Source organism: Burkholderia sp. 8Y, assembly GCF_902506145.1.
In the GTDB taxonomy this organism is placed as follows: Bacteria; Pseudomonadota; Gammaproteobacteria; order Burkholderiales; family Burkholderiaceae; genus Caballeronia.
Genome location: NZ_LR733520.1, coordinates 1,525,752 through 1,539,778, shown reverse-complemented (window position 1 = coordinate 1,539,778; position 14,027 = coordinate 1,525,752). Strand labels below are relative to the sequence as shown.

11 protein-coding genes are annotated in these 14,027 nt (G+C 65.5%); 9 read left to right on the top strand and 2 right to left on the bottom strand.

What is annotated here, in order from left to right; all coding sequences use genetic code 11:
- Window positions 1-24 precede the first annotated feature (24 nt).
- From ligD to GV035_RS17685, 8 genes are all read left to right on the top strand, one after another.
- On the top strand, window positions 25-2,793 hold the full coding sequence (gene ligD / locus GV035_RS17720) for a DNA ligase D (protein WP_159836312.1): 2,769 nt from the start codon (window positions 25-27) through the stop codon (window positions 2,791-2,793).
- A 31-nt stretch (window positions 2,794-2,824) separates the two neighbouring features.
- Window positions 2,825-3,055 carry a hypothetical protein gene (locus GV035_RS17715; protein ID WP_159836311.1) on the top strand — a complete coding sequence of 77 codons (231 nt, stop codon included), beginning with the start codon at window positions 2,825-2,827 and terminating at the stop codon, window positions 3,053-3,055.
- Window positions 3,056-3,258: 203 nt separating this feature from the next.
- A complete protein-coding gene (locus GV035_RS17710) occupies window positions 3,259-3,876 on the top strand; it encodes a biliverdin-producing heme oxygenase (RefSeq protein ID WP_159836310.1) in 618 nt (205 codons plus the stop codon).
- Window positions 3,873-6,278 (top strand): ATP-binding protein, encoded by a 2,406-nt coding sequence (locus tag GV035_RS17705; protein ID WP_159836309.1) that lies wholly within the window; start codon window positions 3,873-3,875, stop codon window positions 6,276-6,278. Before GV035_RS17710 ends, GV035_RS17705 begins: the two co-directional genes overlap by 4 nt.
- A complete protein-coding gene (locus tag GV035_RS17700; protein WP_159836308.1) occupies window positions 6,271-6,735 on the top strand; it encodes a response regulator in 465 nt (154 codons plus the stop codon). The genes GV035_RS17705 and GV035_RS17700 overlap by 8 nt, the downstream gene beginning before the upstream one ends.
- Window positions 6,736-6,809: 74 nt before the next feature.
- On the top strand, window positions 6,810-8,747 hold the full coding sequence (locus GV035_RS17695) for a hybrid sensor histidine kinase/response regulator (RefSeq protein ID WP_159836307.1): 1,938 nt from the start codon (window positions 6,810-6,812) through the stop codon (window positions 8,745-8,747).
- A gap of 136 nt (window positions 8,748-8,883) precedes the next feature.
- On the top strand, window positions 8,884-9,351 hold the full coding sequence (locus GV035_RS17690) for a VOC family protein (protein WP_159836306.1): 468 nt from the start codon (window positions 8,884-8,886) through the stop codon (window positions 9,349-9,351).
- 38 nt (window positions 9,352-9,389) lie between these two features.
- Complete coding sequence (locus tag GV035_RS17685) at window positions 9,390-9,866, top strand: VOC family protein (protein ID WP_159836305.1); 477 nt, start codon at window positions 9,390-9,392, stop codon at window positions 9,864-9,866.
- On the opposite strand, the gene GV035_RS17680 is transcribed toward GV035_RS17685, so the two are convergent.
- A complete protein-coding gene (locus GV035_RS17680) occupies window positions 9,867-10,682 on the bottom strand; it encodes an ABC transporter permease (protein ID WP_159836304.1) in 816 nt (271 codons plus the stop codon).
- Complete coding sequence (locus tag GV035_RS17675; RefSeq protein ID WP_159836303.1) at window positions 10,679-11,377, bottom strand: ABC transporter ATP-binding protein; 699 nt, start codon at window positions 11,375-11,377, stop codon at window positions 10,679-10,681. The genes GV035_RS17680 and GV035_RS17675 overlap by 4 nt, the downstream gene beginning before the upstream one ends.
- Window positions 11,378-11,492: 115 nt before the next feature.
- On the opposite strand from GV035_RS17675, the gene GV035_RS17670 reads away from it, so the two are divergent.
- On the top strand, window positions 11,493-13,865 hold the full coding sequence (locus GV035_RS17670) for an AsmA family protein (protein WP_159836302.1): 2,373 nt from the start codon (window positions 11,493-11,495) through the stop codon (window positions 13,863-13,865).
- Window positions 13,866-14,027: the final 162 nt, after the last annotated feature.

Below are 14,027 nucleotides of genomic sequence, written 5' to 3'. Positions count from 1 at the left end.
GACGAGACATAAGGATCCCCAACGATGACGGGCAAGCTCGAAACCTATCAACGGATGCGGCGTTTCAACGACACGCCGGAGCCGTCGGGCGAGAAGACCGCCGCACGCAAGATGGCGCGCCGCAAGAAGGCGCCCGCGCAGGCGCTCTCTTTCGTGATTCAGGAGCACGACGCGCGGCGCTTGCATTACGACTTCCGGCTGGAACTCGACGGCACGCTCAAGTCGTGGGCGGTGCCGAAAGGGCCGAGTCTCGATCCGTCGGTGAAGCGGCTCGCGGTGCATGTCGAAGACCATCCGATCGACTACGGCTCCTTCGAGGGCGACATTCCCGAGGGCAATTACGGCGCGGGCAGCGTCATCGTGTGGGATCGCGGGACGTGGGCGCCGCAGACCGGCACCGCCGAAGACGCCGCCCGCGAGTACGAGAAAGGCAAGCTCAAGTTCACGCTCGCCGGCGACAAGCTGCACGGCGGCTGGACGCTCGTGCGCAGCCACATGCGCGGCAGCGGCGACAAGGAACAGTGGTTTCTCATCAAGGAGCGCGACGAGGAAGCGCGACCCGAATCCGAATACGACGTACTCCTGAAGAAGCCCGGCAGCGTGCTCTCCGATTCGCTCGGCGCGCGTCTCGAGAACGGCGAGCTGCGCGAGCGCGACGAGCGCAAGGCGAAGCCGGCGGCGCGAAGAACGGCGCCTCGGCCCGCGAGCAGCGCATCGGACGGTCACGCGCATCCGGATATCGTCGCGACGCGCAATAGCGAATCGCTGCGGGCGCTGTCGCACGATCCGGCAATCGAAGGCGCCGAGAAAGCGAAGCTTCCGGCGCTGCTGAAGCCGCAGCTCGCCACGCTCGTCGATGCCGCGCCGCCCAGCGACGAGTGGTCTTACGAGATCAAGTTCGACGGCTATCGTGTGCTCGCGCGCATCGAGCGGACGAAGGGCAAGAGCGATATCCGCATCTACACGCGAAACGGCAACGACTGGACCGCCAAGTTTCCGAAGCAGGTCAAGGCGCTGGAAAAGCTCGATATCGACAGTGGCTGGCTCGACGGTGAAGCTGTCGTGCTCGACGACCGTGGTCTGCCGGATTTTCAGGCGCTGCAAAATGCGTTCGATGTCGGGCGTCCGCAGGGCATCGTCGTGTATTTCTTCGACTTGCCGTTTCTCAACGGCTATGACCTGCGCAACGTGCCGCTCGTGCAGCGCCGCGCGCTTCTGAAGGCGATCGTCGAACCGGTCGACGATCCCGCCCTGCGTTATTCCGATGACTTCGCCTTCAGCGCCGACGATCTGCTCAAGAGCGCATGCGACATGGCGCTCGAAGGCATCATCGGCAAGCGGATCGACTCGACTTATGTGTCGGGGCGCAGCAACTCGTGGATCAAGCTCAAGTGCCGCCGCAGACAGGAGTTCGTCGTGGCGGGTTACTCGGAGCCGTCCGGCAGCCGCGGGCAGTTCGGCGCGCTGTTGCTCGGCGTGTACGACGCCCGTGGCAAGCTGCAATACGCGGGACGCGTGGGAAGCGGCTTCGATCACGCGACGCTCGTCGCGGTCAAGAAGGAACTCGACAAGCGCGCGACCGATCGCATGCCTTTCGAGAAAGAGCCGCAGGAACGCAGCCGCACGCCGGTGCATTGGGTGAAGCCCGAACTCGTGGCCGAGTGCAATTTCGCGGAATGGACCAAGGAGCGCATCGTGCGACAAGCATCGTTCGTCAGTCTGCGCGACGACAAGCCGGCGCGGCAGATCGTCAAGGAAGAGCCTGCATCGGCCGAAAAAGTCGAGGCGGAGGAGGAACACAAGGCCGCGGCGACGCCGAAAGCGCGCAAGACGGCCGCGAAGTCTGCAACAAAGACGGCAACGAAAACAGCGACGAAGTCCCGCGGGAACGCGACCGAAATCGAAGGCGTGAAGATCAGCCATCCGGACCGCGTGATCGACAAGTCGAGCGGTCTGAAAAAGATCGATGTCGTCGAGTATTACGCGTCGATTGCGCAATGGATGCTGCCGCACTTGCAGGACCGGCCGGTGTCGCTCGTGCGCGCGCCGGACGATATCGGCGGCGAACTGTTCTTTCAGAAGCACAGCGCGCGGCTTGCGATTCCGCACATTACGCAGCATCCGGATGTCGATCCGGAGCATCCGCCGCTGCTGACGGTCGAATCGGCGCAGGGGCTCGTCGGCACGGCGCAGATGGGCACGATCGAGCTGCATACGTGGAACTCGGTGGCGTCCAACATCGAGAAGCCGGATCGCATGGTGTTCGATCTCGACCCAGGCGAAGGCGTCGGCTGGGATCGCATGGTGGAAGCGGCGAAGCTCACCAAGGACCTGCTCGGGGAACTCGGGCTCACGTCGTTCTGCAAGACGAGCGGCGGCAAGGGGCTGCATGTCGTCGTGCCGCTCGCGAAGCAGGCGGGCTGGGACGAGATGAAGGGCTTCTCGCAGGCCGTCGCGCAGTTCATGGCGAAGACGCTGCCGAAGTTCTTCTCCGCGAAAATGGGCATGCAGAACCGGCAGGACAAGATTTTCATCGACTATCTGCGCAACAATCGCGGCTCCAGCACGGTGTGCGCGTTCTCGCTGCGCGCGCGCCCGGGCATGGGCGCGTCGATGCCCATCAGCTGGGACGAACTCGACGACACGACGCGCGGCGATCAGTGGACGATCCGCAATGCGCGCGAGCGGATGGAGGCGCTCGCCGCCGATCCGTGGGAAGGCTACGCGAAGGCGCGCCAGCGGCTCACGGCGCAGATGAAGAAGCGGCTCGGCATCGACGGCTCGCGCGGGTGAGCATCGCTGCCGACAAGGAACGGAGATCACGATGAAGCAGGCGAAAGACGAACCGCGCGGCGCGCGGCAGGCACCACCGGACGGCGGCGCAACGAACGACTCAGCGAAGCCGCCGCTGCCGCACGAGACGGATCAGAGCGTGCAATCGCAGGACGAGGAAGCGCCGCGCGATGTCGGCAGGCAGGCGCACGAGGACATCGAACGCGGCCTTGTCGATACGGACCGCCGCAGCGGCGAGGCGGAAAGCGGACAAGAACGCTGAACTGGGGAAAGCGTGGTTCCGGAGCGCCGACGCGCATGACATCACACGGGCGCGTTGCGTAGAATGGTCGTCTGTCTCGAAAACAGGGCCTAGATCACCCCTTTTTACCGGACCCGGATGCGCAACGTTTCGTTCGCCGGTAAGCCCTTCCAGTCAGCATGCCTTTTGCCGCATATCCGGCGCAACAAGCCACATTACCGAACATGCGACACGACCTTCTGTCCCGCCTGAAGCAAGAAACCGCTGCGTGCCATTCCCGGCTGGAGCATGCGCTCGATCTGATGCGGGACGGATTGCTGCGCGACGAATACATCGCGCTGCTCGAACGTTTCTACGGCTATGTCGCGCCGTGGGAGGACGCGGTCGGAGCGTGCCTGCATGCATCGCTGCACCCGTTCTTCGATGAACGCCGCAAGGCGCCGCTCCTCGCCGCCGACCTGGCCGCGCTGTGCGGCGACTCCACTGCCGTCGATTCGATCATGTTCGCCGACGCGTCGAGCTTGCCGCTGATCGACGACCTCGGCAGCGCATTCGGCTCCCTGTACGTGATGGAAGGCTCGACGCTCGGCGGCCGTTTCATCGCGCCGCACGTCGCGAAGCAGTTGGGCCTCGCGCCGGGCGCCGGCAACGCCTACTTCGACGGCTACGGACCGCGCACGGGCAGCATGTGGAACGCGTTTCGCGAAACCGCCGCCGCGATCGTCCCCGAAACGCAATACGACGCCGCGGTGCGCGCCGCCGTCGAGACTTTCGACACCCTGCACGACTGGCTGTGTGTCGAATCGCTCGACGCCCCCGCGATTTCGGGAGCCGCCGCATGAGCCATACCCCAGGCAAGCCGCTCGGCGAAAGCCACGGCGCGGGTCAGGGCCCGAGCCATGTCGCCGGTCCGCCGGACGCGGAAGCGCGCCGCCGCACGCTCGATTCCGGCGTGGCGAGCAAGGACTGCGACGCCGAGCCGATTCACATTCCCGGCGGCATCCAGCCGCACGGCTATCTGCTGGTGCTCGCCGAAGACGCGGGCAACGCAGGCGGACCGCGCATCGCGCAGGCCAGCGAGAACATCGCGGCGCTGACCGGCGAAAGCGTCGAGACGCTGCTCGGCAAGCCGCTGGATGCGCTGCTCGGCGAAGAATCCGCCCGGCGTATCCTGCACGCCGCATCGACGGTGCAGGTGGAAGACGCACCGCTTTACGTCGGCGTGACGGACGCGCCCGTGCCGCTCGATGTCACGGTTCATCGTCACGACGGCGTGCTGATCGTCGAAATGGAAGCGGCGGCGCAGCCGGGCGGGGCGGCCTTCTCGGCGATGTATCCGCTCGTGCGGACGTTCGCGGGCAGCCTGCAAAGTGCAGGCACGGTCGAGGAACTCGCCGAGCTGGCCGTGCAACAGGTCCGCTCGATTTGCGGCTTCGGCCGCGTGATGCTCTACAGCTTCGACGCCGAAGGCCGCAGCCACGTGCTCGCCGAAGACCGTGACGCGCGCTATGCGTCGTTTCTGCATCAGTTCTTTCCGGCGTCGGACATTCCGCGTCAGGCGCGCGCGCTGTATCTGCGCAACCGCATCCGCCTCGTCTCGGACGTGAATTACGTGCCGGCGCGTCTCGTGCCCGCCGTCAACCCCGTGACCGGCCGCCCGGCCGATCTCACCTACGCGACGCTGCGCAGCTTTTCGCCGGTGCATCTGGAATACATGCGCAACATGGGCACGCATGCGTCGATGTCGGTATCGATCGTCGTGCGCGGGCAGTTGTGGGGCCTCATCTCGTGCCACGATCACGACCCGCGTCACGCGCCGTTCAGCACGCGCGTGGCGGTCGAACATCTGGGGCACATGCTGTCGCTGCAGATCGAGGCCAAGGAGGAGCGCGAGCAGGGCGAATATCTCGCCGAACTGCGCCGCACGATGGCCCGGCTCATCGGCGCGATGGGCGAGCACGAAAGCTTCGTCGCCGGGCTGCAAGGCGAGCCGCGCGACCTGCTCAGCTTCACGCGTTCCAAAGGCGCGGCCATCGTGATGAACGACCAGATCACGCTGATGGGCGCGACGCCCGACGAAGAGACGGTGCGCGCGCTCACGCTCTGGCTCGCCGAAAACACCTCCGGCGTCTGGTCGACGGATTCGCTCGCGCGCGAGTGGCCGCCGGGGCAGGCGCATCAGGACACGGCCTGCGGCGTGCTCGCGGTGCCGGTTTCGCAGATTTTCCGGAACTATCTGCTGTGGTTCCGGCCGGAGGTGATGCAGACGATCAAATGGGCCGGCGAGCCCGTGAAGATTCGCGGCGCGGATGGCGCAAGCGCGCCGCGCACGAGCTTCAGCCCGTGGCTCGAAACGGTGCGCGGGCATTCGGTGTCGTGGCGGCAAGCGGAGCTGGAAGTCGCGAGCGAGCTGCGCGGCGCGCTGCTCAACATCGTGCTGCGCCGTGCGGAAGAGCGCGCCGAACTCGCGACGGAACTCGCCCGCGCGAACAAGGAACTCGAAGCCTTCTCGTATTCGGTGTCGCATGATCTGCGCGCGCCGTTGCGCCATATCGCCGGTTACGGAGACCTGCTGCGCGAACTGGAAGCCGAACGCATGTCCGACAAGAGCCGGCGCTTTCTCAACAACATGCTGGAATCGGCGCGCTTCGCGGGCACGCTCGTCGACGATCTGCTGACGTTCTCGCAGATGGGCCGCGCCGCGCTGCGTCCAGCGCCGGTGGATCTCGGGCAACTGGTGCGTTTCGTCGTGCGTGAATTCGACGCGGAAACCGCCGGACGGCACATCGAATGGGTGATCGGCGATCTGCCGCGCGTCACCGGCGACTCCGCTTTCCTGCAACTGGCCGTGCGCAACCTGATTTCGAACGCGGTGAAATATACGCGAACGCGGGAATCGGCGAAAATCGAGATATTCGCGACGCGAAGCGACGACGAGCACATCATCGGTGTCCGTGACAACGGCGTCGGCTTCGACATGAAGTACGAAGGCAAGCTCTTCGGCGTGTTTCAGCGGCTGCATCGCGCGGAGGAATTCGAAGGCACCGGAATCGGCCTCGCGAATGTGCGCCGAATCGTCGAGCGGCATGAAGGGCGCACGTGGGCCGAAGGGCGGCTCGGCGAGGGCGCGGCCTTCTACTTTTCGTTGCCGGTGGAGTTTCGCAGCGTGACGGGCCGCGAGGCCGTGAGGCCGACGGCCGCGTCCGCAACGTCAGTGACAAAATCAAGACCAGACCATGCTTAAACCGATACTGCTCGTCGAAGACAATCCGAACGACCTCGAGCTCACGCTCGTCGCGCTCGACAAGAGCCAGCTCGCCAACGAAGTGATCGTCGCGCGCGACGGTCAGGAAGCCATCGACTATCTCATGTGCGAAGGCCAGTGGAAGGAACGCGCGCCCGGCAATCCGGCCGTCATCCTGCTGGACCTGAAGCTGCCGAAGATCGACGGCCTCGAAGTGCTGGACATGGTGCGCACGAACGCGGGGCTCAAGAGCATTCCGGTCGTCATGCTGACGTCGTCGCGCGAGGAGCAGGACCTCGTGCGCAGCTACGAACTCGGCGTGAACGCCTACGTGGTCAAGCCGGTGGAATTCGCGGAATTCGTCGAGGCGATCAGCGATCTCGGCGTCTTCTGGGCCGTGCTGAACGAGCCGCCGCCGGGTTCCACGCGCTTTCGCCGTCCGTCGGCCGGGCAGTGACGGTTGTGCCCATGTTCGCCGTCGTGACTCTCTCAGCGCGAGCGCGCCCGCCTTCGAGCGAGGCCGCCTAGACCATGCAGCCTCTGCATCTGCTTCTCGTCGAAGACAACGCACTCGATGCGGAACTGACGATCGCCCAGCTCGAACGCGCCGATTACGTGGTGGACGCGACCATCGTCTACGACTCGGCGAGCTTCATCGCCGCGCTCGAAGACCAACGCTTCGACGTGATCCTCGCCGACTTCGTGATGCCGACATTCTCCGGCATCGAGGCGCTGTCCATCGCGAGCGAGCGTTCGCCGGACACGCCGTTCATCTTCGTGTCCGGTTTGCTCGGCGAAGAACACGCGGTCGACATGCTCAAGCGCGGCGCGACCGATTACGTGCTCAAGCAGCGCCTGCAACGGCTGCCCGCCGTCGTGCGCCGCGCGATGCGCGAAAGCGCCGAACGCGAGCAACGCATCGCGGTGGAACGTGCGCTGCGCGAAACGGAAACGCACTTTCGCCTGTTGATCGATGCGCTCAAGGATTACGCCGTCATCACGCTCGATCCCGACGGCCGCATCCGCACGTGGAACGCGGCGTCCGAGCGCATTCTGGGCTTTCCTGCGCAGGACGTGCTCGGGCAAAGCGCGAGCATTTTCTATAGCCAGGAAGACCGCGAAGCCGCCGTCTACGACAACGAACTGGAAACGGCCCGGCGCGAGGGCAGCGCGAGCGACGATCGCTGGCTGTGGCGCAAGGACGGGCACTCGTTCTTCGCATCGGGCGTGACGACCGCGATCCGCACCGAGCACGACGAGCTGATCGGTTTCTCGAAAATCGTGCGCGACGCGACCGACGCCCACATGGCCGCCGACGCGCTGCGGCTCGCGAAGGATCAGGCGGAATCCGCGAACCGCGCGAAGGACCATTTTCTGGCGGTGCTTTCGCATGAACTGCGCACGCCGCTCACGCCGATCCTCGCGGCGGTGCGGCTGCTCGAAATCAAGCACCCGCTGCCGCCCGACGCGCACCCGACGCTCGACCTCATCCGCCGCAACGTCGAACTGGAAGCGCGCCTGATCGACGATCTGCTCGATCTCACGAGCATCGCGCGCGGCAAGCTGAGCCTGAACTTCGCGAACGTCGCGCTCGATACGCTGCTCACGAGCGCGCTCGACATGTCCGAAGCCGACCTGCGCGCGAAGCGGCTCACGCTCGAAACGAAGTTCGAGGCTGCGCAATTCGTCGTGCTGGGCGATGCCGCGCGGCTTCAGCAGATCGTCTGGAATCTGATGAAGAACGCGGTCAAGTTCACGCCGGCGGGCGGGCGCATCGACGTGCGAACGTGGAACCCGGACGAGCGGACCATCGCGGTGTCGGTGACGGACAGCGGCATCGGCATCAGCGCCGAGGCGTTGCCGCGCATCTTCTCGGCGTTCGAACAGGCGGACGATTCCATCACGCGCTCGTTCGGCGGACTGGGTCTCGGGCTCGCCATCGCCAGCACGCTCGCGCAGAAACACGGCGGCACGCTCTCGGCGCATAGCGACGGCCGCGATCTGGGCGCGCGTTTCACGCTCACGCTGCCGCTCGCGCGCGTGCAGCCCCAGCACGAAGCCGCGCCGCTGCCGGAAGCCGCCCGCCACGAAAAGGGCCGCGCGCTGCGCGTGCTGCTCGTGGAGGACAACGAGCAGACGTCTTCCGCGATGGCGGAAGTGCTCGAGATGCTCGGCCACGATGTCGCGGTCGCCACGACCGTCGGGGCGGCGCTCGAACGCGCGAAGGGCGCGGCGTTCGACCTTCTGGTGAGCGATATCGGCTTGCCGGACGGCAGCGGGCTCGATATCGCCCGCGCCTGGCGCGAGCTTCAGCCGGACAAGCCGTCGGTCGCCATCACGGGATACGGCATGGACGAGGACATCCGGCGCTGCCGCGAAGCAGGCTTTCGCGATCATCTGACGAAGCCCGTCAACTTCTCGCGCCTGGAGGCGCTGATCCGCTCGCTCGCGGAGCAGCTGTCGGAGTAGCGGCAGCTTTCGTTCGTGGTTGTGCAAAAATTTGCGCCCGGTGCGCGGAACGATGTCGATTGGCGGCATGCTTGCACGTCGTAGGAAAGAGAGCGGGCGCACCCGCTCGTCCACGACGTTCAATCACGGAGCCACCATGTCGCACACTGCCGTCAAAGCCATTCCCGAAGGCATGCACTCGCTCACGCCGCACCTTGTCTGCGCGGGCGCGGCCGAGGCCATCGAGTTCTACACGCGCGCGTTCGGCGCCGTCGAGCTGGGACGTCTTCCCGGCGACGACGGCAAGCTCATGCACGCGATGGTCAAAATCGGCGATTCCATGCTGATGCTCGTCGACGAGAACCCGAGCTTCGGCATGCTCGGCGCGACCTCGCTGAAGGGCTCGCCCGTTACCATTCATCTGTACGTGGAAGATGTCGACGCCACGATGAAGCAGGCCGAAGCCGCCGGCGCGCGCGTGACCCTGCCCGTCGCCGACATGTTCTGGGGCGACCGCTACGGCCGTCTGGAAGATCCGTTCGGGCATCAGTGGTCGGTCGCCACGCACACGCGCGATGTCAGTCCTGCCGAGATGCAGCAGGGCAAGTGCGCGCCCCGCGAATGACGCCAAGCGGTTTCCCAATCCGACAAGGAGCAACGCTCATGCAGAAGATATCGCCCTGCTTGTGGTTCCAGGACGGCAATGCGCAAGAGGCCGTCGACTTCTATCTCACCGTGTTCAACAACGCGCGCATCACCGAAACCATGCGCCATACGGAAGCGAGCCCGGGCCCAGCGGGCAGCGTGCTTGCCGTGCTGTTCGAACTCGACGGCGAGGCATTCATGGCAATCAACGGCGGCTCGCAGTTCGCGTTCACGCCCGCCATTTCAATGTTCGTCAGCTGCGACAGCCAGGACGAGATCGACCGGTACTGGGACAAGCTGCTCGACGGCGGGCAGGCGCTCGCGTGCGGCTGGGTGACGGACCGCTTCGGCGTGACGTGGCAGATCGCGCCGTCGCGCTTGCGCTCGATGCTTCAGGACCCCGATGCGGCGAAAGCCGACCGCACGATGCGGGCGATGATGAGCATGATCAAGCTGGATATCGCCGAACTGGAGCGCGCGTATCGCGGCGAATGATCACACGCTGCGCTTCTTCGCGTGGCGCTCGATCAGCTTCGACGCCACGAAGCGGTGGTCCGGGGAAAAGAGCCGCCGGTACGTCATCACCACGGCCATCACGACGCCCAGCCCGGACGCCGCCGCGATCAGAAACATGATGACGATCTGATAGCGCACCGCCTGCAACGGCGACTGGCCCGCCAGCACTTGCCCGGTCATCATGCCGGGCAAGCTCACGAGACCGACCACGGCCATCTGGTTGAGCGTCGGAATCATGCCCGCGCGCACCGCCTGGCGCGCAGGTCCTTTCGCCGCTTCCCAGCGCGTCGCGCCGAGCGCGAGCGACATCTCGACCGCCGCGCGTCCGGCGGTCAGTTCTTCTGTCATCCGTTCGATGCCGAGCGACACGCCCGTCAGCGTGTTACCGAGCACCATGCCGAGAATCGGGATCGTGTACTGCGGCTCGTACCACGGATGAATGCGGATCACGGCGAAGAGGCCGAACGCGCCGATCACCCACGAACTGCCCCAGATCGACACGATGCTGTCCACGCGCTGACCGGCATACGTGCGCCGCCCGCGCCCCGACGCCGCGAATCCCGCGATGACGGTCATCAGCACCATCAGCGGCAGCACGACGTACCAGCGGCTGAACGCGAAGACCCAGCCCAGCACGTAGCCGATGAAAAGCAGTTGCACGACGGTGCGTACCGCCGCGATCAGAAGCCGCCGTTCCAGCCCGAGGTCGAGCGCGACTGAGAGCGCCCCGTTGACGACGATCAGCGCCGCCGCGAGCCCGATATCGACGAGGCTCAGGTTCTGATAGCCGCTCACAGCGCCTCCACCGTTTCGGTGAGCGTGCCCGCCGTCATGGAGAGTTGGCGCCCGGCCACGCGGCGCGCCTGCTCGTGGTCATGCGATACCCAGATGCACGCGCGCGCCCGAGGCTCGTTGCCGCCGTCGAACCATGCGCCGACGAGCGCCTCGATGGCGCGCACCGACGCGGGATCGAGCGATGCGGTCGGCTCGTCGAGCAGAAGCACATCGGGTGCGAGTTGCAGCACGCGCACGAACGCGGCGATCTGCGCTTCGCCGCCGGACAGCTCGCTTGCGAGCTTGTCGAGGAAATCGGCGCTGCGTCCGGCTGCGTGCGCAAGACGCGCGGCGGCTTCGCGATCGAAATGGACGTCGCGATAGGTTTTCAGCGTGTAGGGATAGCGCAGGTTGTCTTCCACGGTGCCGTCGAGCATGGCGGGACGTTGCGCGATATACGCCACGCGCCGCCTATACGCCGGAATCCCCGCCCGTTCGATGCGCTCGCCGCGCCACGTGACGACGCCGGCATCGCACGGATCGAGCAGCGCGAGCGTGCGCAGAAACACGCTCTTGCCCGACCCCGAAGGGCCGGTGATGGCCACGCGTTCGCCGGCATGCAGCGTGAAGTCGGTGGGATGCAGCAGTACCGTGCCGCGCAGCGCGTCGCGGCGCGCGACGCCCGTCGCTGCGACGAGCGGTGTCTCGTAAGCCATCGATTGGATCGGTGCGAAGTTCAACGTGGCGTCATCTTACGCGGGCGCGGCGGGACACAAGCGGGCACATCTCATGCTGGCGCGAAGTGAATCAGAAGAAACGGATGGAGAGGTCATGGCGCAAGCCCGCACCGCCGGAAAAATCGGAAAGATCGCAGCATGGTTCTTCGCCATTCTCGCGATCCTGATCGCCGTGCTGGTGATCGCGTTCCTGACCTTCGACTGGAACCGGCTGCGGCCCTGGATCGACGACAAGGTCTCGCAGGCGATCGGCCGCCAGTTTCAGATCACGGGCGATCTCAAGGTCGGCTGGCGCCGTCCGCCGAACGAAACCGGCTGGAAGCGTTGGGTGCCGTGGCCGCGCTTTTCCGCCGAGAAGATCACCATCGCGAATCCGGACTGGGCGCGCCAGCAGCACTTCGCGACGCTCGACGAAATCGACTTCCAGGTGGCCGTGCTGCCGCTTCTCGCGCACAACATCGAGATTCCGACGATCAACCTCGTGAATCCGTCCATCGACATCGAACGGCTGAAGGACAAGCGCAACAACTGGACGTTCAAGTTCAAGCAGTCGAGCCAGCCTTCGACATGGAACCTGAAGCTCGGCGACATTTCGCTCGCGAAAGGCACGATCGGCGTCCATGACGAAGTGACCAAGGCCGACATGGACATCGTCGTGGATACGCTCGGCCAGCCGGTGCCGATCGGCGACGTGATGAAGCAGCAGGAAGCGGCATCGACGAAATCGTCGGCGGAGATGGTCGGCAAGGGCGGGGCGGCCAAGCTCAGCAAGCAGGCGGATGCGGCGGCGGCTTCGGAAGCGTCGGCTGCATCGGCGGCGTCCGCGGCTGCGGCCGCGAATGCATCGGCGCCGAACCCGGCGACCACATCCGCGAACAAGAGCATCACGACCAAGAATGCGCCTAAGCCGCCGATTCCGCCGTATGCGTTCGGCTGGACCGCGAAGGGCACGTACAACAACGGCAAGGTGTCGGGCGAAGGCAAGCTCGGCGGTGTGCTCGCGGTGCAGGACGCGCAGCGCCCGTTTCCCGTTCAGGCCGATGTGCGGCTCGGCGATACGCATATTGCATTCGTCGGCACCGTGACCGATCCCGCGCATCTCGCGGCGGTCGATCTGCGGCTCTGGGTGCAGGCGGTCAGCATGGCGCATCTGTATCCGTTCACCGGCGTCACGCTGCCGGACACGCCGCCGTTCGCGACCGAAGGCCGCCTGACCGGACAGTTCAGGGAAGAGGGCAACGTCTTCCATTACGAGAACTTCACCGGACGCGTGGGCGGCAGCGACCTGAACGGCTCGCTCGTCTATGCGGCCAGAAAGCCGCGGCCGCTTTTGCAGGGCGACCTCGTTTCGCACTTGCTGCAGTTCTCGGATCTTGCGCCGATCATCGGCGCGGACTCGAACGCGAGCAAGGAGAAGCGCGGCGAGACGAAGAAGCAGCCGTCGGCCAAGGCGCTGCCGACGGAGGAATTCAAGACGGACCGCTGGAAGGCGATCGACGCCGACGTGAAATTCACCGGCCAGCGCATCATCAAGGACCCGAAGCTGCCGATCACGGATCTCTACACGCATGTCGTGATGAAGGACGGCGTGCTCTCGCTCGAACCGCTCAAGTTCGGCGTCGCGGGCGGCACGTTTGCATCCAATATTCATCTTGACGGCAGCGACGCGCCGCTCAAGGGCAAGGTGTCGGCGGAGGCGCGGCATCTGAAACTGAAGCAGCTTTTCCCGACCATCAAGACGATGCAATCCGCGCTCGGCGAAGTGAACGGCGACGCCGCGCTGTCCGCGACCGGCAATTCGCCGGCGGCGCTTGCCGCGAGTTCGAACGGCGAAGTGAAGGCGCTCATCACGCAGGGCACGGTGAGTCGGCTGTACATGGAGGCGGCGGGTCTGAACGTGGCGAACGTGGTCTACGAGAAGCTCTTCGGCAACCGCGACGTGAAGATAAATTGCGCGGCGGCCGACTTCGTGGTGACGAACGGCGTGCTGGATTCGCGCGTGTTCGCGCTCGATACGGACGATGCAGTGATCAACGTCGATGGCACCATCAACCTGAAGACCGAGGACATGGATCTCGGCATACATCCGCATACGAAGGGCTTTCGCATTTTCTCGCTGCGCTCGCCGTTGTACGTGAAGGGAACGTTCAAGGATCCGAAAGTGGGCGTGAATGTCGGGGCGCTGGCGGTGCGCGGCGGGGCGGCGGTGGGTCTTGGGCTCATCAACCCGTTCGCGGCGCTGATTCCGCTCATCGCGCCGAGCAACAACAAACCGCTGCCGTGCGCGCAGATGCTCGCCGACATTCAGAAGCCGCCGACCGCGCCGCCGGCCGGGCAAAAGGAGAAGGCCAAGGCGGCGCCGGCTTATATGTCGTCGGGTGCGGTGGGGGCAGGGGCGGCTGACAAGGCGCCCAGGAAGCCGGCGGCGCCGGCCGGGGCGAGTGCGGCGCAGTATCGTGGGAGTTGATGTTCTTGCGACGTGGGGGCGAGTTGATTGCCCCGTCCAAGCGTGACGCATTCCGACGCGCGCGTCGGTTTGGCTTCGGCGTCAAGGACTTAACGCAGTTCTCGGCGGGTTATCAACAGGGTGGTGCACGGTTTTTGTGGATAGGTTTCGCGCTGCTTCGCT

What these genes read in the sequence shown, in the direction of transcription:
- GV035_RS17710 (WP_159836310.1), top strand. Translation starts at nt 3,259, where the DNA reads ATGCGACACGACCTTCTGTCCCGCCTGAAGCAAGAAACCGCTGCGTGC.
- GV035_RS17700 (WP_159836308.1), top strand. Translation starts at nt 6,271, where the DNA reads ATGCTTAAACCGATACTGCTCGTCGAAGACAATCCGAACGACCTCGAG.
- GV035_RS17670 (WP_159836302.1), top strand. Translation starts at nt 11,493, where the DNA reads ATGGCGCAAGCCCGCACCGCCGGAAAAATCGGAAAGATCGCAGCATGG.
- GV035_RS17715 (WP_159836311.1), top strand. Translation starts at nt 2,825, where the DNA reads ATGAAGCAGGCGAAAGACGAACCGCGCGGCGCGCGGCAGGCACCACCG.
- ligD (WP_159836312.1), top strand. Translation starts at nt 25, where the DNA reads ATGACGGGCAAGCTCGAAACCTATCAACGGATGCGGCGTTTCAACGAC.
- GV035_RS17695 (WP_159836307.1), top strand. Translation starts at nt 6,810, where the DNA reads ATGCAGCCTCTGCATCTGCTTCTCGTCGAAGACAACGCACTCGATGCG.
- GV035_RS17675 (WP_159836303.1), bottom strand. Translation starts at nt 11,377, where the DNA reads ATGGCTTACGAGACACCGCTCGTCGCAGCGACGGGCGTCGCGCGCCGC.
- GV035_RS17705 (WP_159836309.1), top strand. Translation starts at nt 3,873, where the DNA reads ATGAGCCATACCCCAGGCAAGCCGCTCGGCGAAAGCCACGGCGCGGGT.
- GV035_RS17685 (WP_159836305.1), top strand. Translation starts at nt 9,390, where the DNA reads ATGCAGAAGATATCGCCCTGCTTGTGGTTCCAGGACGGCAATGCGCAA.
- GV035_RS17690 (WP_159836306.1), top strand. Translation starts at nt 8,884, where the DNA reads ATGTCGCACACTGCCGTCAAAGCCATTCCCGAAGGCATGCACTCGCTC.